Here is a 23,096-nt window from a genome sequence, read left to right as displayed (position 1 = left end):
CTACCGTAATCTGACAAAAAAACCACTGGCAAGACTACGGATTAAGAGCAGAATTCGCATTCATTAAATAGAGTAAGTGCTTGAAGGTTATACGGATAGTTTTCTTAAGCGACCATTCTGCAATCATAAGCATACCCATATAAAAGGATGTCTGTCTTTACTAGCCAATTAGGGTGCGGTTAACACTCCGATACTTCCGATAATTGGTATTATCGGAATAAATAGAATGTTGCAAAATAATGCGAATACTTCCTGCGTTCTTGTCTTTCGATACGGTTTATACCAGACTCGCCGCATGACCCATTTACGCCTTCTGTTTATTGTTTCTCTGTTTGTTATCAGTCCGCTGACTCGCTCGGCCGATATCTCTGTCGCCGTGGCGTCTAACTTTGTGGCAACAGCAAAACAACTCGCCAAAGATTTTGAAGCGATGTCCGGGCATTCAGTGCGTATCACCACCGGGTCATCCGGAAAGTTATTCGCTCAAATTCAACATGGCGCGCCTTATGATGTGTTTCTGTCGGCGGATCAGGATAAACCTGCCAAGCTGATTCAGCTGGGATTTGCGGCTCCCGGATCACAGCAAACTTATGCTGCTGGCCGCTTAGTACTGGCCAGCAGCAGCCATAGCTCCGAGCCTTTGTCTTTATCGCTTTTAACCAATCAATCCATCAAAACTCTGTCAGTTGCCAACCCCAAGCTGGCGCCCTATGGATTGGCAGCACAACAAGCCCTGGCCGAGCTAACGGATTTTCCACCGCGACTTATTAAAGGTGAAAATATCTCCCAGGCGTATCAGTTTTTAGTCGCTGGCTCCGTCGATTACGCTTTGGTCGCGCTTTCTCAGGTTGTCCAGTCTTCTGGTTTGTCCGTTCAGTATCGGTTGGTTCCTCAAACGCTGCATCAGCCGATCCGCCAGGATCTGGTGCTGCTGGGTAATTCAACAAAGCAGCCTCCCCATAATAGTCCTGATATTTCCGATAATTTATCCATTGCTTATCAAGCCTCCCAGGCTTTTATTGCCTTTATTCTCTCTGAACGCGGGCAAACGATTATTCAGGCGCATGGTTATGTGACAAAAGATTCGGCAGAAACAAGCCCGTCAGAAAAAGCCCTACCAGCAAACGATTCGGTAGACGCTTATGACTGAATCATTCGATACACTGCTGCCGTTTGTATTGCTGCCCGAAGACTGGCAAGCCATCTGGCTGACGTTGAAGCTGGCCGCCCTATCAACTCTGTTGTTGCTGCTGATATCCACGCCTCTGGCGTTATGGCTGGCTGGCGGTCAAAGCCGTCTACGTGGTGTGGTAACGGCGCTGGTTTCCATGCCGCTGGTGCTGCCACCAACAGTGCTGGGCTTTTATCTACTGATTGCCATGGGGCCGGGTGGTGTTATTGGCCAGCTGACTGAATTTCTAGGCTTGGGCTACCTGCCATTTACTTTCACCGGACTGGTGGTGGCTTCTGTTATCTATTCATTACCTTTTGTGGTGCAGCCACTGCAAAATGCCTTTGAAGCCATTGGCCCTAAGCCAATAGAAGTGGCCCAAATGCTGGGGGCCGGACCTTGGGATCGATTTTTCAGTATTGTATTGCCACTCGCTAAGCCCGGTTTTATCAGCGCTGCCATTCTTGGTTTTGCTCATACCTTGGGGGAATTTGGCGTGGTGCTGATGATTGGCGGCAATATTCCCGGAGAAACCCAGGTATTATCGGTACAGATTTACGAACAGGTTGAATCCCTGCAATATGGTCGTGCACACTGGCTGTCCGGCTTGTTGGTTGGTTTTTCTTTGATTATCTTGTTGGGTCTGTATGCGTTGCGCCCCTCCAGTCGAACCACCATCTGGCGCTGAGACTTATGTTAACTTTGGATATTCATCACTCGCCATCGCCAGATTTTCAACTGGCATTAAAAACGCAAGTTCCTTGTCAGGGAGTTACAGCGGTTTGTGGTCACTCGGGCTCTGGTAAAACCTCTCTGCTGCGCTTAATTGCTGGCTTGGATCGTTCTGTTAACGCCGACATCTCCCTCAATCAGCGAGTATTACAAGACTCTCAGCAGTTTGTTGCGCCGGAGCGGCGACGCATTGGTTATGTGTTTCAGGATGCACGTTTATTCAGTCATTTAACGGTTGAGCAGAATATTCGGTATGGCCTGAAGCGCAGCAAAACTCCGATGGATTCAGAACAACAGCAGGCCCTGTTTACTGTTCTGGAACTATCCCCTTTGTTATCCCGTCGAGTAGAAAAACTCTCGGGCGGAGAACAGCAGCGAGTGGCGATTGCCCGAGCACTGGTCGCCAACCCGGACTTGTTACTGATGGATGAGCCACTTGCCGCCATTGATGCCACACACAAAGCAGAGTTATTGACCTATCTGCAGCAGTTGTTTCGCTGGCTGGAAATTCCGGTGTTGTATGTCACTCATGCATTGGCTGAGGTCGCACAGCTGGCTGATCAGCTGTTGGTTTTGGATCACGGCAAGCTGATTCATCACGGTACTCCTGAGGCTTGGGTGTCGGCACAATACTCTTCGGATGAAAAAGAACAGAATCCAGCGGTGATCTGGCGTGGTACCGTGGTTGGCATTGAACCTGAGTGGCAGATGATCCAACTGGAGATCGGCGAAGCCAATATAAACGAGATAAATAGTACAGGCAGACCCAGGTTATCTCTGGTTACTGATTCGATTGCTGATGCTCCACTGACAGGCTCGGTTCAAAGGGTATTGATCAAGGCCCGGGATGTCAGCATCAGCTTGGATACCGCCTCAATATCAGTCGCAAGTAGCATACAAAACCGGCTGCCAATGACGATCAGCCAGATCGAAAATCAAGCACCCTACAGTCTGCTTACTTTACAAGCTGGAGACTTAACCCTTTATTCCATGATTACCCGAAAAAGCTGTCATCAGCTGCAGCTTGCTTCGGGCATGACTGTCATGGCGCAGATTAAAGCCACGGCGATTATTGGCTAGCCTTTCACGATCAATACCAGCTCTTGCATCGCCTTGCATTACGACAGCAGAATCCGTACCTTATTTCCGATAATTTAATGACTCTTTAATTGCTCAGGAACAACTGCAGTGCCCGTTTCTCCAGATTCTTCACGCCAACCATCAGGCACATCGCCAAGGCCACTACTGGATCAGGCCGAGCATATTGGTAATCCACTGCGCTATGCCCAGGCGATGATGGTGCGTTTGCCTGAGTTGCGGGAAGTTAACGGAGCCTATGAAGACCTGATCAACACGCTGAATTTCTTATCCAGCTATAGCGGCACCAGCGCTACCTTTAACAGCTATCGGCGTGAAGTTGAGCGATTACTGCAGTGGGCCTGGCTGGTGCGCTCAATGAGTCTGACTGAATTGCGGCGCCAGGATATGGAAGACTTTCTCGCTTTTTGCCAGCAACCACCTTCCAGTTGGATTGGCGACAAGCAAACCGCCCGCTTTCGTCTGCATCAGGGCGAACGTGTGGTTAATCCGAACTGGCGACCATTCGTGGCACAGCATAATAAGCGTACACATTCCGCTGAGTTCAACTTGTCTCAGAAAAGCCTGCAGGCGATTTTCTCCATTCTGTCGACCTACTTTAACTACCTGCAACAGGAAGACTACGTCGAAATTAACCCGGTTAAACTGATTCGCCAGCGCAGTCGGTATTTGCAAAAACATGCGTATCAGGAACCCATTCGGCGTATTTCCAACCTGCAATGGGACTTTATTCTGGAAACCACCGAGCAGCAGGCCGACACCAATCCGCGTGAGCATGAACGGTCACTGTTTGTGATGAAAATTTTGTTTGGTATGTACCTGCGAATCTCCGAACTGGTAGCGGACGAACGTGGCACGCCGGTCATGGGAGATTTTCAGCAGGATCGTGATCAGCACTGGTGGCTGAAAGTGATTGGTAAAGGTAATAAAGTACGTATGGTGACCGTGTCTGACGATATGCTGCAGGCATTGAAACGCTACCGCTCCTACCTGGGCTTAACCCCCCTGCCGACCGTGGGTGAACAAACACCGCTGATCAACAAAATTAAAGGCCGCGGCGCCGTGACCAGTACCCGCCAGATTCGTTATCTGGTGCAGCGCTGTTTTGATGCAGCTTATGAGCGGATGCGCTCGCAGGGAATGGAGGATGAAGCCCAGGAATTAAAAGTGGCAACGGTACACTGGCTCAGGCACACCGGCATCTCGGAAGATGTGAAATTTCGCCCGAAAGAACACGTTAAGGAAGATGCAGGCCATGCCAGCATGGCAACCACTGATCGTTATATCGATACCGAAATGCGTGAGCGCCACGCTAGCGCACGGTTCAAAAAACTCAAGCCGGAGTATTAATCTGGTGTAAAGCTGACGAACAAAGTCAGCAAATCATGGAATCCTGTCGCTTCAGGAACTTTTTTTGCTCAGGAAAACATGAGCAGATAATTTCCGGAGGGCTTATGTTCCGCATTTTAACCTTACTTGCCTTATTGGCCTCATTCGCCAGCGTTGCTGAAAATGAGCCAGTAGAAATCCAGATCACCCCACTCAGTGATGGTGCCGCTCTTAACCAGGCCGGGCGACAACGAATGTTAAGCGAGCGCATGGTGAAAGCCTATATTCAGATTAACTCTGAAATTGACTCAATTAAGGCTGAAAAACAGCTGGTACATGCCCAGCAATTGTTCGCCGCACAGCTAAGAAACCTGAAACACTACGCACCAACACAACTCATTCGTGACAATCTGAGCACCGTCGAAGTGCGTTGGGGTAAATTACAAAGTGCCCTGGCTGCGCCTTTACAGGCTGACACCATTGAGCTCATTGCCATCGGCGAAGAACTGGTCGCAGCCTGTCATCAGGTGGTGTTGGATATTGAGCAATACGCCAACACCGATAGCGCGGTATTGGTTAACGTTTCCGGCCGTCAGCGCATGCTGAGTCAGAGAATGGCGAAGTATTATTTTGCTCACGCCTCAGGACAACGCCAGCAAAAAGTTATCGACGGCTTTTATCGGGCCTTGGGGGAATTTGAACAAGGCTTAAATACCTTACTGATTGCTCCGCAAAACAGTGATGAGATTCATTATGCTTTGTCGGGTGTTGAGGCGCAGTTGAAGTTCTCAAAGGCCGGTTTTGATCGTATTAAATCGGGGCAATACGCAACTCATGTGATCTCACGTACTACTGAAAGTATGTTGAAACGCATGAATGAAATTACCGGCATGTATGAGCGCCTGCATGATTCAGGTGAATTAAATTCTTCCTTTATGCTGGATGCCAGTCGCCAGATGATCGCTGCCTTATAGCCAAGCAAACGTATAAACCAATCAACCCCAATGGTTATCGATAAAAAATCCGGAATGCGGAGCATCCCGGATTTTTATTTTTGCAGGGGAAATTCAGTTTTAGTGCATATATTGGCCGCCGTTCGCCGAAATATTCGCTCCGGTGATAAAACCGCCATCCTCCGCTGCCAGGAAGCTAACCACACGCGCAATTTCTTCAGGTTCGCCAAAACGTCCAACCGGAATGCCCATGCGGATTTGCTCACGAATCTCTTCCGGTACATCCATGATCATTGACGTTGCAATATAACCCGGCGATACCGTATTCACCGTAATACCTTTGCTGGCCACTTCCTGAGCAACCGCCTTGGTAAAGCCGTACATTCCGGCCTTGGCCGCCGAATAGTTGGCCTGGCCAAACTGACCCTTTTCACCATTAATGGAAGAAATATTAACGATACGCCCCCAGTGACTGGCAAGCATGTCGTTGATGACTAAACGGGTCATATAGAACACCGACGTCAGGTTGGTAGCAATCACGTCATCCCAATGCTCAGGTGACATCTTGCGTAAAGTTGTATCACGAGTGATGCCACCGTTATTAACCAGAATGTCGACCGGGCCAAAATCCTTTTTGATACCTTCAATACAGGCGGCACACGAGTCATAGTCACGAATGTTGCCGTAAGCCAGCGCAATGTGATAACCCTCCTCTTTTAGCTGGCTTTGCCATTGCTGGGCCTTTTCATGCTTGCCCCCTGAATAATAACCGGCAATAACCTGATACCCATCATCATGCAGGCGTTTACAGATTGAAGTGCCGATGCCGCCGGTCCCGCCGGTTACTAATGCAATACGTTTAGTCATGCTCTACTCCGTCAGTGCTTTTTTTATTGAAATGTGCTTGAGTTGTTGTGGTGAGATGGTGGTAGCTAACTGTTTATCTCATAAGCAGATTTGCTGCTTGATATGACACTAATATGAAGTCTCAGCTGATTGAGCGGAAAAAGATAAATGTCTAATATTTAACTCTCAGTCTGTTTTTTTACAAAGCTGCCACTGGCTGTGAGGTTGCTATATAATCCGCGCCCTTATGCATTATCCGGTTGTCTGAAAATGAAGTTCGTCATCAAACTTTTCCCTGAAATCACGATTAAGTCGCGCCCGGTGCGCAAACAGATCACTAAGATCCTGCGTCAGAATTTGCAGACTTTGTTCCGCAAACACGAACTGTCGGTGGATGTACAGAATCGCTGGGATAGTCTGGTTGTTGTGATGAATCATGATGATGATATTGCCCGTCGCAAAGCCATTCAGATTCTGACTCACACTCCGGGTATTGGCTCTGCACTGGAAATTGTTGAATACGAATTCACCACGCTGGATGAAGCCTATCAGCGCGTGCGAGAGGCCTATGCAGAGGAGCTCGCGGGTAAAACCTTTTGTGTTCGAATCAAACGCTCGGGCCAGCACGACTTCACCTCCCATCAGGCTGAAATTTACATGGGCGGCGGCCTGCTAAAAGAAACCGAAGCAACTGCGGTATCTCTAAAGAACCCTGAAATAGTGGTAAAAGCCGAAATTCGTAATGATAAAGTGCAGGTGGTACGCCAGCAGGTGATGGGCGTGGGAGGCTATCCTCTGGGATCCCAGGGAGAGGTTTTATCGCTGATTTCCGGCGGTTTTGATTCGACCGTTGCCAGCTATCTGATGACACGCCGTGGTATTAAAACGCACTTTTGTTTCTTTAATCTGGGTGGAAGTGCTCACGAAATTGGGGTTAAGCAGGTATCGCATTACCTTTGGTCCAACTACAGCGAAAGCCATCGTGTGAAGTTCGTCACCGTGCCGTTTGAAGGTGTGGTTGAAGAAATTCTGAAGAATATTGACGTATCTCAGATGGGGGTTGTGCTGAAGCGTATGATGTTACGTGCCGCGTCACGCGTAGCGGATGAGTTAAAACTTCCCGCCCTGGTTACCGGTGAAGCGGTGGCACAAGTTGCCAGTCAGACTATTACCAACCTGGCTGTTATCGATCAGGTGTGTGATCACATGGTATTACGCCCTCTTGCTGCCATGGACAAGCCAGAAATCATTGATATTTCCCGTCGCATTGGCACCGAGGCCTTTGCCGCAACCATGCCGGAGTATTGCGGTGTCATTTCGGTTAAGCCAACCACAGTGGGTGATCGCAAGAAAGTTGAGTCTACGGAGGCAGACTTTAACTTTGATGTACTTGAGGAAGCACTCCGTAACGCCAAGTACGAACGTATTGATGATGTATTGAGTGGCGATGAGAGCGGGCTTGAGAGTGTTGAGCTGATCTCCACTCCGGCACTGGATGATGTGATCATTGATATCCGTCATCCGAATGAGGCGGCGGATGCACCGCTGACTTTCACTAACAATACCGTACTAACCATTCCGTTTTATGAAGTGGACAGTCGTGTGGCGGAATTTGATAGCAGTACCCGCTATCTGATGTATTGCCAGAAAGGCACCATGAGTAAGATTCATGCTCACCACCTGAATGAGCAAGGCAAGGGCCGGTTTGCGGTGTATGTCGAGAGCTAATCTCAAGTAAATCACCACTAAAAAGCCCGCAATAAAGCGGGCTTTTTAGTGGAATCCTGGGTCGAGACAATGTAAGGCTACCATTCAACCTGCAATGCTGCTTCAGCGACGTCGTTGAGCGGTCGAGCGATCAAACCTTTGGGTGTCAGGTGTACCGCAAACACAGCACCATTAATCATCGGCATATAAACAGCGCTACCAAACTGGGCGTCGAGCCATAAGCCTGACTCATATAACATTTGCCATAAGTCGAGCCAACGCGAACCCGATAACTCAAACACAGACCGTTCGGCTGTTCGTTCCTGCTCAAGGGACAGATATCTACCGGATAAACGATCCAAGCGGTAGAGCGGTTTAACACCTGCTGCTGCAAAAGGCCCTGTCCAGGTTAACAAACGGGCATCCAGCTGCCACTGATCACCGGTTAATTTAAAACGCTGCTCAATGCCAGTTGAGTCTGCCAGGGTAATGTCGTAACTCTGATCACCCAGCTGATAAATACTCAGCGTTGCCAGCGGCTCTTCTTTTTCGAGCTGCTTGTAACTCCAGACATCCACCAGGGTGAACGCTGCAAAGATACAACCGGCCAGCATAAGCATCCCAATGGTGCCTTTAACCCAGTAAATAAACCATTCTTTGCCTCGCCAGGCGATGGCAATAACAATAATGGCAAACAGAAAAAAAACAGCAGCAAATACAGTTAAGCCGGTTTGCAACATATCAGTCCCTTAATATCTGAAGGCTCTCTTGCGCCAGTTTCAGAGCGTCATCGGAGCCATTTCCCTGCCCGTTTAATGAATCGAGGAAATATTCAATCGCTGTCACACCATCAGCAAAGGCTTCAAGCTGCTTCTCGCTGGGTGGTGTTTCACTGCCAAGCAGTCGCAACGACACAAAGGCTTCAAGGTCGTGCAGCAGCAATGCTACATTATGCTTTTCAAGAAAAATTAAAGAACCTGCAACGTCATGCAGGCTTTTGCCAATGTTTTTGATGTGTAACCGATCGCCATTGGAATCCACAAATGATCCAATTGAGCGCTTAATCAGCGTCATGGCTGTCATCGATTCTGATAACACCGCGATTTTGGCTTCTGCCAGGCTAACCGGGTCAACCAATGTATCCCGATCAAGACCAGTCTGCGTCATGCCGCGCATTTCCTGCTCGATATGAATGATGCCATCAGCAACGGCGGCAATCTGAGATTGCATGCCACTCACGCCATTGGCTTTGAGTGCAACACACAATCTGCGGGTTTTTTCAGAGGCGTCGAACAAGTTGGCAATTTGCAGAGTATCAGCAATACGACTCAGGCTAACAATCAATTCATTGAAGTTTTCTTCACTGGTATCCGTACGTTCAAGCAGATCAACCAGGTCTTTAACCGACTGAAGTTCTTCCTGAAGCGCTTCCGACAATGAGTCAATAGCCGATTGATCCGGACCTGACAGACGTTGGCGCGCTTCAGCAAGATGCTGCTCTTTTACGCCTTCGTCGATATGAAAATCTTTTTGAACCTGTGCAATTGCTGCGGATTCGTTATTGGCAAGCGCAACCAGGTACAGCAGCTCTTTAAGCAACCAGTCCGGCATTTTTTCATTAAACGCGCGTCCTTCGGTCTCCTGCACCTTGCGAACCTGACGGTCAAGAGCACCTAACAGACTGAGGCGTTGCGGCCCAATTTCAAACGCATCCTGGGATAGAGCATCCAATGCAGCCGTGGCGACGTTCCATAACGGCCAGGCAGCACCGCCCCGACTTGCCTTTTCAAAGCGTGTGATGGCACGTTGTATGACTTGCAGAGGGCCGCGACGGCCTTCCTGCTTAATCAGACCAATCAGGCCCAGCTGATACAGCTGTCGTGCTCTGCGATAAGGAAAACTTCCAGCTTCGGGATCGGCAACCGGCATCTGAAGCTTAGGTCGCAAATTAACCAAAAAGAAATAAGCCTCTGGCAGAGGTTTTTCATTACGCTGTTTACGAATCTGATTAATGGTGGGAATTAACAGGCTTGGAGAGACGATATCGCCGCCGGCAACAAATTCAATATACCTTTTGAGATAAACAAGCGCCTGCGTGAAAGCTTCGAGCGTTGCCTGACTGACCTTTTGCGAGCGTACAATGCGTCCCGTTTCTGCCAGTTCCTCACAAACACGCTCTCCGGCCCGAAAGTCGAGCATTTTAAAAGTGCCGCGTAATTGCTGTATCTCTTCAAGAAAAAGAGTAAGGCTGTCATCACTACCGCTGTCAGAATACGCATCCAACTGCACCGCTGCCTGATCCAGGGCGTTAGCAATTTCTGCTTGTACCAGAGACAGAGATGCTGCGAAGTGTGATGTATCACTTCCTGTTGTTATATCCGCCATACTTGCGTCGTTCTTTGTTGTATTTGTTGCCATTCTACCCACTAACGGCCGAAGCGCGAAACGTTTACTTTAGGAATTACAGCAATATACGCCGTATTTTTGTCAAAGTCCGCGAGAATTATCACATCCTTACAGCGGACAAGACTTAGGAATTATTGCAGTTTTATTGCATTTTCACTCAGACTGATTACATTGCGCTCCCTTTCATCACCCTCATTTTCAGGATTACAGCATGACCAGCACGGTAACAGGTGCGTTCGCTGCCAACTTTCTTGGCAGTGCCCCCCGTTGGTATAAAAAAACCATCATTGCATTTTTGGCAGTCAATATCGTATTGCTTCATACAGCTGGCCCCTATATTACGGGCTGGGCTTTGATTATCGAGTTTATCTTCACTCTGGCGATGGCACTGAAGTGTTATCCGCTACAACCCGGTGGGCTGTTGGCGCTGGAAGCCGTCGCTCTGGGCATGGTGACCCCTGACGTAATTTATCATGAAGCCGTGACCAACTTTCCGGTGTTGCTGCTGCTGATTTTCATGGTCGCTGGCATCTATTTCATGAAAGACCTGCTGTTGTTTGCCTTCACCAAAATTTTGCTGGGCGTGCACTCTAAGAGCTGGCTGTCGTTTTTATTCTGTGTTGTCGCCGCGGTACTGTCTGCCTTCCTCGATGCGTTAACGGTAACAGCCGTATTAATCAGTGTCGCCGTGGGGTTTTACAGCGTTTATCACAAAGTCGCTTCTGGCAAGAACTTCAACCACTCTCACGACCACGGCAACGATGATGAGCTGAGAGCACAGCATCGTGATGATCTGGAACAATTCAGGGCTTTTTTACGCAGTCTATTAATGCATGGCGCCGTTGGCACTGCATTGGGCGGGGTTTGCACCCTGGTTGGTGAACCACAAAACCTGCTGATTGCTCAGGTTGCAGGCTGGGATTTTGCAGAGTTCTTTATAACCATGGCCCCGGTTACCATGCCGGTTCTGCTTGCAGGCCTGCTGACCTGCTTGTTGCTCGAAAAAACAGGCTGGTTTGGTTATGGTGTTTTACTGCCAGATGAAGTTCGCAAAATTCTTGAAGCTTATGATCATGAAAAATCCGATGGCATGCATCCCAAGGTGGTTGCACAACTCTGGATTCAGGGACTGGTCGCTATTTTTCTGGTAATAGGTCTGGCGTTCCATTTGGCCGAAGTCGGCTTAATTGGACTGGCCGTCATCGTGCTGCTCACTTCATTTAATGGCGTTATTGAAGAACACCAATTAGGTAAGGCCTTTGAAGAAGCACTGCCATTTGCGGCTTTACTGGTGGTGTTTTTTGCCATTGTTGGCGTGATTCATACACAGCACCTTTTCACCCCTATCATCACCTGGATTCTGGATACTAATAATGTCGCACCAGAATCTCAGCCAGGCGCCTTCTTCTTGGCCAACGGTATCTTGTCGATGATCAGTGATAATGTGTTTGTTGCGACGGTCTATATATCGGAAGTGAAAAACTCGCTCGACTCCGGGGCCATTTCGCGGGAGCAGTTTGATTTATTAGCTGCGGCGATCAACACAGGGACCAACCTGCCTAGCGTTGCCACACCTAACGGTCAGGCTGCCTTTTTATTCTTACTGACATCCGCCGTTGCCCCGCTGATTCGCCTGTCTTACGGGAAAATGGTCGTTATGGCACTGCCTTATACTGTCGTGATGACCACCGTGGGCTACATAGCCGTCAGCTTGTGGCTATAAATAAGCTGTGATCTTAAGGGCGACGCCAGATCGCCCCTTCACTTTTTTTGTCAACCAAATCCATAAACTGCTCATGCGCCTCAACTTCGGTAGCTGATGCACGAACAATGGGCAGTTCAACATTTAACAAAGAATCATCTAAGGCAATATCAACCACACCATTTTGCTGCCCTTCTTCCATCGCTAACGCCAGGTCGGTTTGCCCACCCGTCATCATCAGGTAAACATCCGCCAGAATCTCAGCATCCAACAGTGCGCCGTGTAATTCACGATGACTGTTATCAATGTCATAACGCTTACATAACGCGTCAAGGCTGACCCTTGAGCCCGGGAACATTTCACGAGCCAGCAATAAGGTATCTAACACACCGCAAAACTCTCGGGTGTTTGTCATGTTCAGGCGATTAAATTCAGCATCCATCATGCCGATATCAAACGCTGCATTGTGGATGACCAGCTCGGCGCCGGCGATAAACTCACGAAACTCATCAGCCACCTGAGAAAAGACAGGCGCTCCGGTTTCGATCAGCCACTCATTAGAAATACCGTGCACTTCCTGGGCTTCGGCATCAATATCACGCTGAGGATTGATGTACTTATGATAATGCCGACCGGTCAGTTTTCGTTCAATTACCTCGACACAACCAATTTCAATGATTCTGTGACCTTCACCAATACCCGTGGTCTCAGTATCCAGTACAACCTGTCTCATCGATATTCCTCATGTTTTTGAAAACTACTGGGCCTTATCTACCGGGCCTTGTCACTCAATTTTGCCTGGCGAACCGCCGGGGCGGGCATGGTAAAGCCGTGATGACTGTGGCGCCAGCGTTTTTCTCGGATGGGTGTCATTCCGGCAATGGTTTTGCGGGAGATTAATAAGTAGCCGTTACCGGGTAGCCAGTTTTTATTCGCCGCCAGCCGGTCAATGCGTCGCGACAACTGTTCAGAAACCAGCTTCACAGGCCACAAGTGTGCAATATGCTGAGTCTGATCCACCTGGCTATCTAATAATACAAGCCAATCTTTGAGGCGGTTGTACGCTACCGGATTTGCAATCCAAGGCAACTCAGATGAAAACGCATGAAGGAAACGCCCGACGCCCCAGGCACTGTATGGATTGAAACCAACCACCACCAGATAACCGTTAGGAACCAGGCAACGACACGCCTCTCGGATCAATTGATGAGGCCTGCGGGTCATATCTAAGCAATGCTGCAGCACAACCACATCAACACTCTCGTCCGCCAGTGGCCAGTGGGAATCTTTGCAATCGACATCACGAGTGACATTGCCTTTTTGCCAGGGGAAAGCCATGCGAAATACATGATGACAGCGACTGGTCTCAAGAAATTTCGGTGTCGGGTCAATACCCGCATAAGCCAGATGTAAACCTCGGAAGCCCGAGATCGCATCCGCAAGCCAGCCAGCTTCCAGTGATAACAAACGTTGCATAGCCGGATCTTTCACCCAGCGGCGGTAATGCTCAGACTTAATTTTATTACCGGTACGATTCATGGTTTGTGACCATATTCCCTTGCTAGCCTACTGGGCTGTCTTTAGACTTGAGCCGTTTTATTCATTGAATTTTATAATAGTAATCAGATGCATCGTTTTACACACCTTTTAATTATATTGGGGTTGGCAGGTTCGGGCCTGGCAGGCTTAAGTGGCTGCGCAGCAACACAAACCTCACAACCACAAGCCACACCCGTCAAGAAGTCTGACAAACAACTCTCACTAGAGCATCCCGAGCAACAGGCACCACAACAGCTCTCAGCGATTGCCACACATGATAATGTCTGGGATCGGATTGTTGATGCTTACCGCCTCAATATCGATATCGAAAACCCCAGAATCACCTCACAATTGAATTGGTACAAATCCCACCAATCTTATATGAACCGGATGGCTGATCGTGGCGTTCGCTACCTGCATTTTATCGCGGAACAAATCGAAGTTCGTGAAATTCCTGGTGAGATTGCCCTGCTGCCCATTGTTGAAAGCGCCTTCGACCCGTTTGCGTACTCTCATGGCCGGGCTTCCGGTGTATGGCAGTTTATCCCAGCAACCGGGAGAGACTTTGGGCTACAACAAGATTGGTGGCACGATGGTCGCCGGGATATTCGTGCCTCAACCGAAGCCGCCCTGCGCTATCTGCACGCACTGCAGCGGGAATTTAAGGGCGACTGGCTATTGGCGCTGGCGGCTTACAACTCCGGCGCGGGCACCGTTCGCAAGGCGATCCGTAAAAACCGAAAGCAAGGTAAACCGACTGACTTCTGGTCTTTGAGCTTGCCGCGTGAGACCCGCGCCTATGTTCCGAAATTAATCGCACTGGCAAAACTAGTTCGCGATGCCGAGCAATATGGCATTAGTGTTAAACCCGTTGCTAACGAGCCTTATTTCGCTGTGGTCGACACCGGCGGTCAGATCGATTTATCTCAGGCGGCTGAACTTGCAGATACCGACCTGGAAGAGATTTACAAGCTCAACCCGGAATACAACCGCTGGGCAACACATCCGCAAGGTCCGCACGAACTGTTAATTCCGGTTGATAAAAAGGCTGTTTTTGAACAACAACTGGCGGCTCTGCCTGCGAACTCCCGTGTAAAATGGCAACGCTACAAAGTCAGACCCGGTGATAACCTGCTGACCATTGCCCGTCGTTTTCACACCACTCCGAGCGCATTAAAACAATCAAACAACCTGCGTGGCAGTGTCATCCGTGCTGGTGACCAGCTGCTGATTCCCAGTGCATTCAAAGGACAACAAGCTTACTCTCATAGTGCACCACAACGGCTGGCACGATTAAAAAACGCACGTCAGCCCAGCAACACCCAAAAGTCTGAATACAGTGTCCGCAGTGGTGACAGCTTCTGGCAAATTGCTCGCAATCATGATGTCAAAGTGTCTGAGCTAGCACGTTGGAATGGCATGGCACCTGGTGACCCACTCAAAGCCGGACAAAAACTGGTGATCTGGAGTAAAAAAGCCAAACCTTCCCAGCGTGAAATTATCCGCAAGGTGAATTACAAAGTTCGCAACGGCGATTCACTCGCTCGCATTGCCCAGAAATTTGGCGTCAGGGTTTCTGATATTCGTCGCTGGAACAGTACAAAAACCAATAATAAATATTTACAGCCAGGGCAACGTTTAACTCTGTATATCGATGTAACGCGTTAAACGGACAATGATGGGCATTCGGTTCTCTATCCTATTGCTTTTAATGCTCTGTCGGCAGGTAGCAGCGGACGTTACAGTAACCTACGATTATGGTGGCCTGCCTGATATCCACTGGCAGACTTATGAGGCTGACCCACTGTTTACCGAGCCGTCTTTGCCTGGTGGTGTATACCGTCAGGCGGTTGCAACGACACCGGACACCATGAGGCGCTTCGGTCCAGGAACGGATACCTATGTAGCGTATCTGATTAACCGGTTACAAATGCCTCTCCTGGCACGGCACCCAAATAACCAACAATTATTACCCATGCTTTGCCGGTTCTGGTTTATCGATAAGCCGAATAATGATTTTTATTGCCAAATTGATGCAGAAGCAGAATGGTCTGATGGTGTCAGCGTCACTACTAAAGACATCGCTTTTAGTATTGAGTTTTTAACCAACCCTACAACGCAGGCAGAGACACAAAAAAACGCGTTGCATGCCGGTTTAAATCAGCTGGTTATTTTTTCTGAAAAAGCATTTTCATTTCAGTTTACGCCGCCATTTTCAGCAGAAAAGCTCGAACAGGCATTCGAATTCCGACCTGCAGCGTCACATTTTTATTCATCGAAAGCAGGTTGGCCAGAAGCGTTTGACCTGACACCAGAACCAACAACCTCGGCGTATCATATTGAAACTCTGATCACACGAAATCAGATTAATCTCAGAAAAACAGAAAACTGGTGGGCAAATGAGCGGGCTTTTTTCGCAAATCGTTTTAATGTTGATCGCATTATTTATCAGAAATTAAAATCGGCAGATATATTACTGAAGCGCTTTCAGGCGGGTGAATACGACAGCATACCCCTGCAAAAAACAAACAACTGGAACAGTCCAGCGATCAGCAACCTCGCCAATCACTATCAAATCGCCCGACTGGAATTTCAATCTGACAAGACAACATCCAGATATGCCATCTGGCAGTGGCTGAAATTACCGGATGAACTGGGCACGACATCCACTGAGGATGTATTAAACCCTTACGAACCCACGTATGGCGGCGCCTTCTGGATTGATCAGCAAAAGCGCATTGATATTCTCGCAAGACCACAAAGCAGCGATAACAAGGCCGCACTCATCACCAATATTAATGAGGCTGAGCTACCTTGATCATGGGTAACCTGACAACAAAACGAGTGCCAACCCCAGGTTCACTATCAACCTGAATGTCACCCGCCAAACCTTGCACAATTCCCAGTGAAATACTCAGACCTAAGCCAGTACCTACCCCCACTTCTTTATCGGTATAAAACGGTTCAAAAATGCGCTGGATTTTTTCAGCTGACATACCTTTGCCGGTATCTGAAATAAGAATCTGCACAAAACCATCAACTTTAGTCATCACAATCTCAATTACACCTTGTTGTTCAATCGCATGGCTGGCATTAATCAATAAGTTAGCGAATACCTGAGATAGCTGACCATCATTGGCCTCAACATAAACGTCATCAATCAAATCCTGTTTCAGTTCGGCAACATATTTAATCTCATTCCATATCAGCTTAATAGTAAAGCCAATACAGTCCTTCACATTCACCGGTTCTTTGGTATCGCTATCCGCGTGAGCAAAACGTTTCAGGCCAGAAACTATATCCTTCACCCGCACCAGCCCCTCTTCGGACTCAGACAGAATGTCCTGGCTATCCTGAATCAACTCTGGTGCATTATATTTCTGATCAAGCTCCACAACCTGCTGCCAGTTTTGCTGATCAATAGCAGTGATCAACTCAGACAACTCTTCAATATATTCCTTTAGTGTATGGGTATTGCTTAAGACAAACGCCACTGGATTATTAATCTCATGGGCAACGCCAGCAGCCATTGTGCCAACACTGGCCATTTTTTCTGACTGTAATAATTGCTGCTGATTTTCAATTAATTGATGGTTTTTAAGTTTAAGCTGCTCTTCACGATCCAGAACACGAGCAGCCATTCGATTAAACTGCCGGATTAAGCCGGCCATTTCAGAGGAAGAATTCCGGGGTGTTTTAAGCTTTTTCAGCGTACCATCTTCAAGCAATTTAATATGCTGGCGCAAACTTTCAATGGGCAAAACAAAAAGCCGCTGCCCCCAATGAAGGGCAAACATAGTCATGACGCCAGCAACGATCAGCATCACAACCAGCAGAACAACCAGATGACGGGATATCAGCGCATTGACTTTTGATTCGTCGATTTGAAAATACACGGGATAGTTCAGTAACGATTGCTCCAATGGTAGCCAGCTGGCCGACGAAATATTATCTGGATTAACAACAAAGCCGTCATTTTCAGGCTCACCCAGCAGCAACGGAATTTCTTGCAACGAATCCAATAAATTACTTTCAGAAATAACTCTATCCCAGGGTATGTGGGTCAATAAAAAACCTTCTGTTAAACCGTTGTATACCAGTGGCACAACCAACTCGAGATGAGTGCCCTTCGCTTCTTTAATAATGACTGACGCAGTTTGATCAGGGTTATCACTCAACAAGGTGAACCATGAGCGAGATGAATAATCAGCCAACCCTCCTGAGTAACGCTGATAAAGTACGCCACCCGAAAAATCCAGGAGCTTTTGTTGGTACAACTGCTGCTGCAGATACAACTCACTAAGCAAGTCGTCAGCGCTGGGCAGAAGGCTCTCGGGCTGAATAACAGTCTGGGTGAGCAGCGGAATTGAGCGTTGATCTAATAGCTGATTACTACGCACCTGTACATATTGGCGTAATGACAGAACCGCTTCCTGAACCCGCACATTCTGCTCACCTTTAAGATTTTCAATTAATAATCGCTGGACACTAGTACCGGCTACCGTCAAAACCAGCACCGTAAGAATCACCATGCTACTGACAATAAAACGACTGAAGGTTTTATTAATTTCGGGATATTGTTTATCCATGTTATTACTCCAACCGGATATTACCGTCAGGAGTAAAATAGCCCATAACGTAATCGTTTTGATTCAGTGCTTCATGGCCATCAATACCAACTTTCGAAAACGGCTGTTGGTAGTCTTTCACCAAACCCGGCTGAGACGTTTTTAATTGATACATGGCATCACGCAAAGCCAGCCGATCCTGATCAATATCACCGCTAAAGGTAATCTGGTTTGCTGCATTCAAAAACAAGGTCATCAGATCATAGCCATGAATAAACCCGGTTGGCGCTTTGATATCCTCAGGGCTTTCTATCTCTTCAAAATGCGCTTTAGCCGCCGAAAAAACGTCTTTTGCATACGGGGTTAACTGTCCGGCAAACGAGAACCGGGTTTGTATAAACTTAAGATCCAACCGCGACAACCCATCCTTCCCGATATCTTCGGCAAAATTCCCGCCGGTGATTCCCCAGTGGCTTCTGACAGGCAAACGTTGCGACTCAGGCAATGACAATAAAGCCCTGGAAATAGCCTTACCTTCCTGCGCGTTGGCTACCATAAAAATCACATCGGCGCCGCTACGATTAATATCGCGTAAAATTATTCTGGCTGAATCTTCACTGAGCCCCCAGTGAAACCAGTGCAAGCCAGCGGGTTGAAGGCCATGTTCTTTCAGTGTCAGCATCATGGTTTTATTGTTAGAGCGCCCCCAACCAGTATCTTCAAGTAATAAAAACGGAGATTTGAAACCTTCATTCAATGCATGATGAGTGATGGTTTGGCCAGCTTTTGTATCATCAATCGAGAGCCTGAAAATCCAGCGCTCATCGTCAAGACCATTCGTACCGCGACGGGTGATTGGTCCCGCAGCTGCCCATGGAGTGAGCATCAGAATGCCGCTGTTGTTAATAAAATCCTTGTGCGCTAATAACGGTGGTGAATGCAAGCCAGATACGACGGCAAGCCCCTGCTCATCTTTCAGAAAGGTTTTTAAATGCGCCAGACTACGACGGGAGTTTCCCCGGTGATCTTTAATAATGATCTCTACCGGCACCCCCTGAATTTGATTGTCCTGGCGACTCAGCGCCAGTGAGATTCCCTGCATAATTGAGCGTCCAGAAGCAGCCGCTCCGGTTTGATCGGCATCCAGATAAATGCGCAACCGCTCATACGGTGCAGCATGAAGCGACAGAGACAACAAGGGTAACTGCATTGCTAACAGCCACAACAGAGATCGAATACATAAGATCATGAATTAGCCATCCGTGTTCATTTTGTCCTGTTAACTAAAGCCTAAGCTGACACTGACCGCAACTTTCCAGGCGCAGGAACAGTCGGTATCATTTGCCCTGCTTTATCGGCATCACTTAAATCAGACATCAGGAATTTTTATGGCCAAAATCATCAGTTTCAACATCAATGGCATTCGTGCTCGCCAACATCAGCTTGAGGCTATTCGCGACACACTGGACCCGGATGTCATGGGGCTGCAGGAAACCAAAGTTCATGATGAACAGTTCCCGTTGGCGGATGTTGAAGGCCTTGGCTATCACGTGGAATATTTTGGCCAGAAAAGTCATTACGGTGTCGCGCTGGTCAGTAAAACAGCCCCTGTGTTTGTGCAAAAAGGCTGGCCCTGGGACGATGAGGAAGCGCAAAAGCGTCTGATTCATGCGCGCTATGAGATAGATGGCAAAATGTATGACGTGCTGAACGGTTATTTCCCTCAGGGTGAAAGCCGTGAACACGAAACCAAATTTCCAGCCAAGCAAAAATTTTATGCCGATTTGATGCGCTACCTGTCTGAAAATTTCACCACCGATGACAATGTGGTGGTGATGGGCGATCTCAATATTTCACCGGAAGATACAGATATTGGCATTGGTGAACCCAACCGCAAGCGCTGGTTAAAAACCGGTAAATGCAGTTTCCTGCCGGAAGAACGTGAATGGTATCAGACACTGCTTGATTGGGGGCTACAAGACACCTATCGCAAACACTACCCAACATCTGCTGACACCTTCAGCTGGTTTGACTACCGCTCTAAAGGTTTTAATGATGAACCTAAGCGTGGCCTGCGGATTGACCACATACTGACAACGCCGGGATTATATGAGAGCTGCACCGCAGCGGGTGTTAGTTATGATATTCGCGGCATGGAGAAGCCGTCGGATCATGCGCCTATTTGGTCTGAATTTTCCAAGTAAGCTACGAATACAGTAAAAGAGCCTCAAAATAACTGAGGCTCAGGCTCCAGTGTTACGCCAAACTTTCCAGCAACATCCTTCTGCACTGCTTTATAGGCACTTTCAACATCATCCAGCGTAGCGTGGCCATTGGTGGTCAACACCAGCGCCTGTTGTGCGTGCATGGTGATATTTCCTGATGTTTTGCCCTTCCAGCCCGCTTGCTCAATCAGCCATCCGGCAGCCAGTTTCATTGAACCATCCTGCTGCGGATAGCCTGGCACGCTCTCAAAACGCTGCTTTAATTCAGCCGCCTGTCCGGCACTAACCACCGGGTTCTTAAAAAACGAACCCGCATTGGCGATTTCGTCTGGGTCCGGTAATTTTGACGAACGAATATCACACACCTGCTGAATCAATTGCTGGGCAGTGAACCCAGGAAGCTGTTCCGCCCAGCTGGCCAGTGGCCCGTAGCTGACGTTGGGCTGAAATCGTTTTTGCAAACGAAACGTCACCGACGTGACAATAAAATCGCCGTTTAACTCGCGTTTAAAAACAGAATCGCGATAACCAAAGCGGCAATCATGGTTAGACAGCGTCACCAGCTGCAGGCTACTGAGACAAATGCCCTGAACACTGTCGATCACATCGGCCACCTCAACGCCATAAGCACCGATATTCTGAATGGGGGACGCACCAACCGTGCCCGGTATTAACGCAAGGTTCTCAATGCCATGGCCATACTCCAGGCTTTCCAGTACCCAATCATGCCAGTTTTTACCGGCATCCACTTTCAGCCAGACTGAATCCTGATCCTGACGCAGCAGCGTTACCCCTGCCATGCCGGATTGCAGCACCAGCCCTTCGACCCTTGGCGGCATCAATACATTGCTACCACCACCCAGTACTTTCACTTTGAGCTGCTGACGACGAGCATCATGCAGCAGAGAAATCAACTCAGACAGCGAGTTAAAACTCGCAAACTGCCGAGCGCAGCCCGGCAAACCCAGAGTATTAAAGGATTTGAGGTCTTTATTGAACTCATAGTTAAGACTGGAACCGGAAGAAGGTGTCATATCAGAATTGCTGGTCAGAGTTGCTGGCGGACATCGGTTAACAGATTGCTGCAGGCATCTTCCAGCAAATCCAGCACATGTTCAAATCCGGCATCGCCACCGTAATAAGGATCCGGAACTTCGATTTCAGGGAAGGCTTTGCCAAAGTCATACAGAAACAGCTGAGGTGCTGAGCGGCTGCCGGGCGGACAAATGGCCTGCAAATTCGTCAGGTTTTCTTTATCCATCGCCAGCACATAGTTGAATTGCTCAAAGTCGGCTGACACCGCCTGACGCGCTCTCAGTGGCGACAGGTCATAGCCACGTTTTGCGGCGGCGCTGGCAGAACGGGAGTCCGGTGATTTACCAATATGCCAGGCTGCAGTGCCAGCAGAATCCACCTCAACCTGATCACTCAGACCAGCATCATCTACCATTTTCTGAAACACACCGTGAGCGGTTGGTGAGCGGCAGATATTCCCCAGACAAACAAACAGCACCCGTTTCATGGTTATTCGCTGTCACTAGAAGTTTTAGAGGTCTGAGAAGCCTGAGCTTTTTCCAGCTTCTCTTCTTCGCTCATTTTACGCGCTTCACCGTCCAGCATCACCGGCACGCCATCTTTAATCGGATACGCCAGACCATCAAATGTGCATAACAATTCATTGGTGTCGTTATCCAGTTTTAATTTGCCCTGACACAATGGGCATACCAGCATGGCGACTAATTGTTTATCCATGGAGCTCTCACTACCTTTATTCACTATTAATTTTTAATCACGATTCATTTTAATCGCAAATGATCGCCTGCTTAATCAGAAACAACTGACTTATCAGAACCACTAAGCAGGCGTTGCAACAGTTGATGAGCCTGCTGCTGGGCCATTGTGGTTAACCGTGCATCAACCGCCAGATACCACATATTCTCTTGTGCAAAATCGGTACATTTCACCCAGTCTTTCTCGGTCATAATCACCGGAAGATCATCATTAAATTGCAGATCTGTCGCAACAAACTGGTGATGATCAACAAAACTGTGTTCGATAATATCAGCCCCGAGCTGCTGCAGGGTATCGTAAAAGCGCTGCGGATTACCGATACCAGCCACCGCATGACAACGCTGACCGGACAGACGAGTCAGCGCCTGTTGCTCACCGGTTTTGGCATTAATCAGTTGTGTTGCTTCAACACTGAAGTCTTCACCATTTTGCAGTACCAGGTCGACTGCTGCTGCACGTGAACGCGGTTCACGTAACGGCCCAACGGGTAATAACCAACCATTGCCGAATTGGCGTTTGGCATCGACGACCAGAATTTCAGCATCACGCCCCAGCCGATAATGCTGCAGGCCATCGTCGCTGAAAATAATATCCACCTGACCATCCAGTGCTTCAGCCGCCTGTCGCCGGTTTGGATCCACCACAACCGGACAACCTAATCGTTGCTGCAGTAATTTAGGCTCATCACCACACACCTCAGCGGTTGTGTCGCCCCCCACGAGGAGCGGGTAATCTGAACTACGGCCGCCATAACCTCGACTGATAACACCGGCGCGAAACCCCAGTGCCTGAGTGTATTCCACGAGCTGGGTAATCAATGGAGTTTTACCGGTTCCGCCAACGGAGAGGTTGCCAACCACAACAACCGGCGTGGCTAAGGTTGCGGTGGGGTTATTGAGTGCACGGTAGCGTTTCAGCCAGACCAGCGGCCAAACGATCAGCCACAGTGGCAGCAATAACCAGTTCCACCCCGGCCGGGCCTGATACCAATTATGCTCAATGGTGCGTGTCAGCCAGTTCAGCATCCGG

General features: G+C 48.5%; 21 protein-coding genes. 10 read left to right on the top strand and 11 right to left on the bottom strand.

Annotated elements, in window-relative coordinates; translation table 11 throughout:
• The first annotated feature begins 295 nt into the window (after window positions 1–295).
• From modA to KFF03_RS08975, 5 genes are all read left to right on the top strand, one after another.
• Entirely contained in the window at window positions 296–1,150 is an 855-nt protein-coding gene (gene modA, locus KFF03_RS08995; RefSeq protein ID WP_255860784.1) for a molybdate ABC transporter substrate-binding protein, read from the top strand.
• A complete protein-coding gene (modB, locus tag KFF03_RS08990) occupies window positions 1,143–1,859 on the top strand; it encodes a molybdate ABC transporter permease subunit (protein WP_255860782.1) in 717 nt (238 codons plus the stop codon). The genes modA and modB overlap by 8 nt, the downstream gene beginning before the upstream one ends.
• Before the next feature lie 5 nt (window positions 1,860–1,864).
• A complete protein-coding gene (gene modC, locus KFF03_RS08985) occupies window positions 1,865–2,983 on the top strand; it encodes a molybdenum ABC transporter ATP-binding protein (RefSeq protein ID WP_255860775.1) in 1,119 nt (372 codons plus the stop codon).
• Between the two features lie 108 nt (window positions 2,984–3,091).
• Window positions 3,092–4,351 (top strand): site-specific integrase, encoded by a 1,260-nt coding sequence (locus KFF03_RS08980; RefSeq protein ID WP_255860774.1) that lies wholly within the window; start codon window positions 3,092–3,094, stop codon window positions 4,349–4,351.
• A gap of 104 nt (window positions 4,352–4,455) precedes the next feature.
• Complete coding sequence (locus KFF03_RS08975) at window positions 4,456–5,304, top strand: type IV pili methyl-accepting chemotaxis transducer N-terminal domain-containing protein (RefSeq protein WP_255860773.1); 849 nt, start codon at window positions 4,456–4,458, stop codon at window positions 5,302–5,304.
• A 99-nt stretch (window positions 5,305–5,403) separates the two neighbouring features.
• On the opposite strand, the gene phbB is transcribed toward KFF03_RS08975, so the two are convergent.
• Entirely contained in the window at window positions 5,404–6,150 is a 747-nt protein-coding gene (gene phbB / locus KFF03_RS08970) for an acetoacetyl-CoA reductase (RefSeq protein WP_255860772.1), read from the bottom strand.
• A 249-nt stretch (window positions 6,151–6,399) separates the two neighbouring features.
• Here phbB and thiI point away from each other — a divergent pair, with 249 nt between their 5' ends.
• The gene (gene thiI, locus KFF03_RS08965) at window positions 6,400–7,857 is read left to right on the top strand and encodes a tRNA uracil 4-sulfurtransferase ThiI (RefSeq protein ID WP_255860771.1); all 1,458 of its coding nucleotides are present in this window, start codon (window positions 6,400–6,402) and stop codon (window positions 7,855–7,857) included.
• A 77-nt stretch (window positions 7,858–7,934) separates the two neighbouring features.
• Here thiI and KFF03_RS08960 read toward each other — a convergent pair whose 3' ends face one another.
• Complete coding sequence (locus KFF03_RS08960; protein ID WP_255860770.1) at window positions 7,935–8,576, bottom strand: hypothetical protein; 642 nt, start codon at window positions 8,574–8,576, stop codon at window positions 7,935–7,937.
• 1 nt (window position 8,577) lies between these two features.
• The gene (locus KFF03_RS08955) at window positions 8,578–10,221 is read right to left on the bottom strand and encodes a hypothetical protein (RefSeq protein ID WP_255860768.1); all 1,644 of its coding nucleotides are present in this window, start codon (window positions 10,219–10,221) and stop codon (window positions 8,578–8,580) included.
• A gap of 232 nt (window positions 10,222–10,453) precedes the next feature.
• On the opposite strand from KFF03_RS08955, the gene nhaB reads away from it, so the two are divergent.
• Window positions 10,454–11,965 (top strand): sodium/proton antiporter NhaB, encoded by a 1,512-nt coding sequence (gene nhaB, locus KFF03_RS08950; RefSeq protein ID WP_255860766.1) that lies wholly within the window; start codon window positions 10,454–10,456, stop codon window positions 11,963–11,965.
• A 13-nt stretch (window positions 11,966–11,978) separates the two neighbouring features.
• Here nhaB and dnaQ read toward each other — a convergent pair whose 3' ends face one another.
• Window positions 11,979–12,677, bottom strand: a complete 699-nt coding sequence (dnaQ, locus tag KFF03_RS08945; RefSeq protein ID WP_255860765.1) for a DNA polymerase III subunit epsilon — start codon at window positions 12,675–12,677, stop codon at window positions 11,979–11,981.
• Window positions 12,678–12,715: 38 nt separating this feature from the next.
• Window positions 12,716–13,483 carry a class I SAM-dependent methyltransferase gene (locus KFF03_RS08940; protein WP_255860764.1) on the bottom strand — a complete coding sequence of 256 codons (768 nt, stop codon included), beginning with the start codon at window positions 13,481–13,483 and terminating at the stop codon, window positions 12,716–12,718.
• A gap of 87 nt (window positions 13,484–13,570) precedes the next feature.
• On the opposite strand from KFF03_RS08940, the gene KFF03_RS08935 reads away from it, so the two are divergent.
• Together KFF03_RS08935 and KFF03_RS08930 are read left to right on the top strand one after the other, a co-directional pair.
• The gene (locus tag KFF03_RS08935; protein ID WP_255860763.1) at window positions 13,571–15,151 is read left to right on the top strand and encodes a LysM peptidoglycan-binding domain-containing protein; all 1,581 of its coding nucleotides are present in this window, start codon (window positions 13,571–13,573) and stop codon (window positions 15,149–15,151) included.
• Window positions 15,152–15,194: 43 nt separating this feature from the next.
• Entirely contained in the window at window positions 15,195–16,301 is a 1,107-nt protein-coding gene (locus tag KFF03_RS08930) for an ABC transporter substrate-binding protein (protein ID WP_255860762.1), read from the top strand.
• On the opposite strand, the gene KFF03_RS08925 is transcribed toward KFF03_RS08930, so the two are convergent.
• The gene (locus KFF03_RS08925) at window positions 16,279–18,072 is read right to left on the bottom strand and encodes a sensor histidine kinase (protein ID WP_255860761.1); all 1,794 of its coding nucleotides are present in this window, start codon (window positions 18,070–18,072) and stop codon (window positions 16,279–16,281) included. The two genes, KFF03_RS08930 and KFF03_RS08925, sit on opposite strands and share 23 nt — an antisense overlap.
• Window positions 18,073–18,076: 4 nt before the next feature.
• Window positions 18,077–19,300 carry an ABC transporter substrate-binding protein gene (locus KFF03_RS08920; protein WP_255860760.1) on the bottom strand — a complete coding sequence of 408 codons (1,224 nt, stop codon included), beginning with the start codon at window positions 19,298–19,300 and terminating at the stop codon, window positions 18,077–18,079.
• 139 nt (window positions 19,301–19,439) lie between these two features.
• On the opposite strand from KFF03_RS08920, the gene xthA reads away from it, so the two are divergent.
• Complete coding sequence (gene xthA / locus KFF03_RS08915) at window positions 19,440–20,255, top strand: exodeoxyribonuclease III (RefSeq protein ID WP_255860759.1); 816 nt, start codon at window positions 19,440–19,442, stop codon at window positions 20,253–20,255.
• 23 nt (window positions 20,256–20,278) lie between these two features.
• On the opposite strand, the gene murB is transcribed toward xthA, so the two are convergent.
• From murB to lpxK, 4 genes are all read right to left on the bottom strand, one after another.
• Window positions 20,279–21,310, bottom strand: a complete 1,032-nt coding sequence (gene murB / locus KFF03_RS08910) for a UDP-N-acetylmuramate dehydrogenase (RefSeq protein WP_255860758.1) — start codon at window positions 21,308–21,310, stop codon at window positions 20,279–20,281.
• A 14-nt stretch (window positions 21,311–21,324) separates the two neighbouring features.
• On the bottom strand, window positions 21,325–21,798 hold the full coding sequence (locus KFF03_RS08905; protein ID WP_255860757.1) for a low molecular weight protein-tyrosine-phosphatase: 474 nt from the start codon (window positions 21,796–21,798) through the stop codon (window positions 21,325–21,327).
• 2 nt (window positions 21,799–21,800) lie between these two features.
• Window positions 21,801–22,028, bottom strand: coding sequence for a Trm112 family protein (locus KFF03_RS08900; RefSeq protein ID WP_255860756.1), 228 nt, complete (start codon window positions 22,026–22,028; stop codon window positions 21,801–21,803).
• Window positions 22,029–22,099: 71 nt separating this feature from the next.
• Window positions 22,100–23,092, bottom strand: a complete 993-nt coding sequence (lpxK, locus tag KFF03_RS08895; RefSeq protein WP_255860755.1) for a tetraacyldisaccharide 4'-kinase — start codon at window positions 23,090–23,092, stop codon at window positions 22,100–22,102.
• Window positions 23,093–23,096 lie beyond the last annotated feature (4 nt).

The organism is Bacterioplanoides sp. SCSIO 12839 (genome assembly GCF_024397975.1).
In the GTDB taxonomy this organism is placed as follows: domain Bacteria; phylum Pseudomonadota; class Gammaproteobacteria; order Pseudomonadales; family Oceanobacteraceae; genus Bacterioplanoides.
The sequence above is the reverse complement of the archived record's forward strand: the minus strand, read 5'-3'. Positions and strand labels throughout refer to the sequence as shown.

Bases quoted from the DNA above. Each gene is read 5' to 3' on its own strand.
- modA (WP_255860784.1), top strand. From the start codon at position 296: ATGACCCATTTACGCCTTCTGTTTATTGTTTCTCTGTTTGTTATCAGT.
- modB (WP_255860782.1), top strand. From the start codon at position 1,143: ATGACTGAATCATTCGATACACTGCTGCCGTTTGTATTGCTGCCCGAA.
- modC (WP_255860775.1), top strand. From the start codon at position 1,865: ATGTTAACTTTGGATATTCATCACTCGCCATCGCCAGATTTTCAACTG.
- KFF03_RS08975 (WP_255860773.1), top strand. From the start codon at position 4,456: ATGTTCCGCATTTTAACCTTACTTGCCTTATTGGCCTCATTCGCCAGC.
- phbB (WP_255860772.1), bottom strand. From the start codon at position 6,150: ATGACTAAACGTATTGCATTAGTAACCGGCGGGACCGGCGGCATCGGC.
- thiI (WP_255860771.1), top strand. From the start codon at position 6,400: ATGAAGTTCGTCATCAAACTTTTCCCTGAAATCACGATTAAGTCGCGC.
- KFF03_RS08960 (WP_255860770.1), bottom strand. From the start codon at position 8,576: ATGTTGCAAACCGGCTTAACTGTATTTGCTGCTGTTTTTTTTCTGTTT.
- KFF03_RS08955 (WP_255860768.1), bottom strand. From the start codon at position 10,221: ATGGCGGATATAACAACAGGAAGTGATACATCACACTTCGCAGCATCT.
- nhaB (WP_255860766.1), top strand. From the start codon at position 10,454: ATGACCAGCACGGTAACAGGTGCGTTCGCTGCCAACTTTCTTGGCAGT.
- dnaQ (WP_255860765.1), bottom strand. From the start codon at position 12,677: ATGAGACAGGTTGTACTGGATACTGAGACCACGGGTATTGGTGAAGGT.
- KFF03_RS08940 (WP_255860764.1), bottom strand. From the start codon at position 13,483: ATGAATCGTACCGGTAATAAAATTAAGTCTGAGCATTACCGCCGCTGG.
- KFF03_RS08935 (WP_255860763.1), top strand. From the start codon at position 13,571: ATGCATCGTTTTACACACCTTTTAATTATATTGGGGTTGGCAGGTTCG.
- KFF03_RS08930 (WP_255860762.1), top strand. From the start codon at position 15,195: ATGCTCTGTCGGCAGGTAGCAGCGGACGTTACAGTAACCTACGATTAT.
- KFF03_RS08925 (WP_255860761.1), bottom strand. From the start codon at position 18,072: ATGGATAAACAATATCCCGAAATTAATAAAACCTTCAGTCGTTTTATT.
- KFF03_RS08920 (WP_255860760.1), bottom strand. From the start codon at position 19,300: ATGATCTTATGTATTCGATCTCTGTTGTGGCTGTTAGCAATGCAGTTA.
- xthA (WP_255860759.1), top strand. From the start codon at position 19,440: ATGGCCAAAATCATCAGTTTCAACATCAATGGCATTCGTGCTCGCCAA.
- murB (WP_255860758.1), bottom strand. From the start codon at position 21,310: ATGACACCTTCTTCCGGTTCCAGTCTTAACTATGAGTTCAATAAAGAC.
- KFF03_RS08905 (WP_255860757.1), bottom strand. From the start codon at position 21,798: ATGAAACGGGTGCTGTTTGTTTGTCTGGGGAATATCTGCCGCTCACCA.
- KFF03_RS08900 (WP_255860756.1), bottom strand. From the start codon at position 22,028: ATGGATAAACAATTAGTCGCCATGCTGGTATGCCCATTGTGTCAGGGC.
- lpxK (WP_255860755.1), bottom strand. From the start codon at position 23,092: ATGCTGAACTGGCTGACACGCACCATTGAGCATAATTGGTATCAGGCC.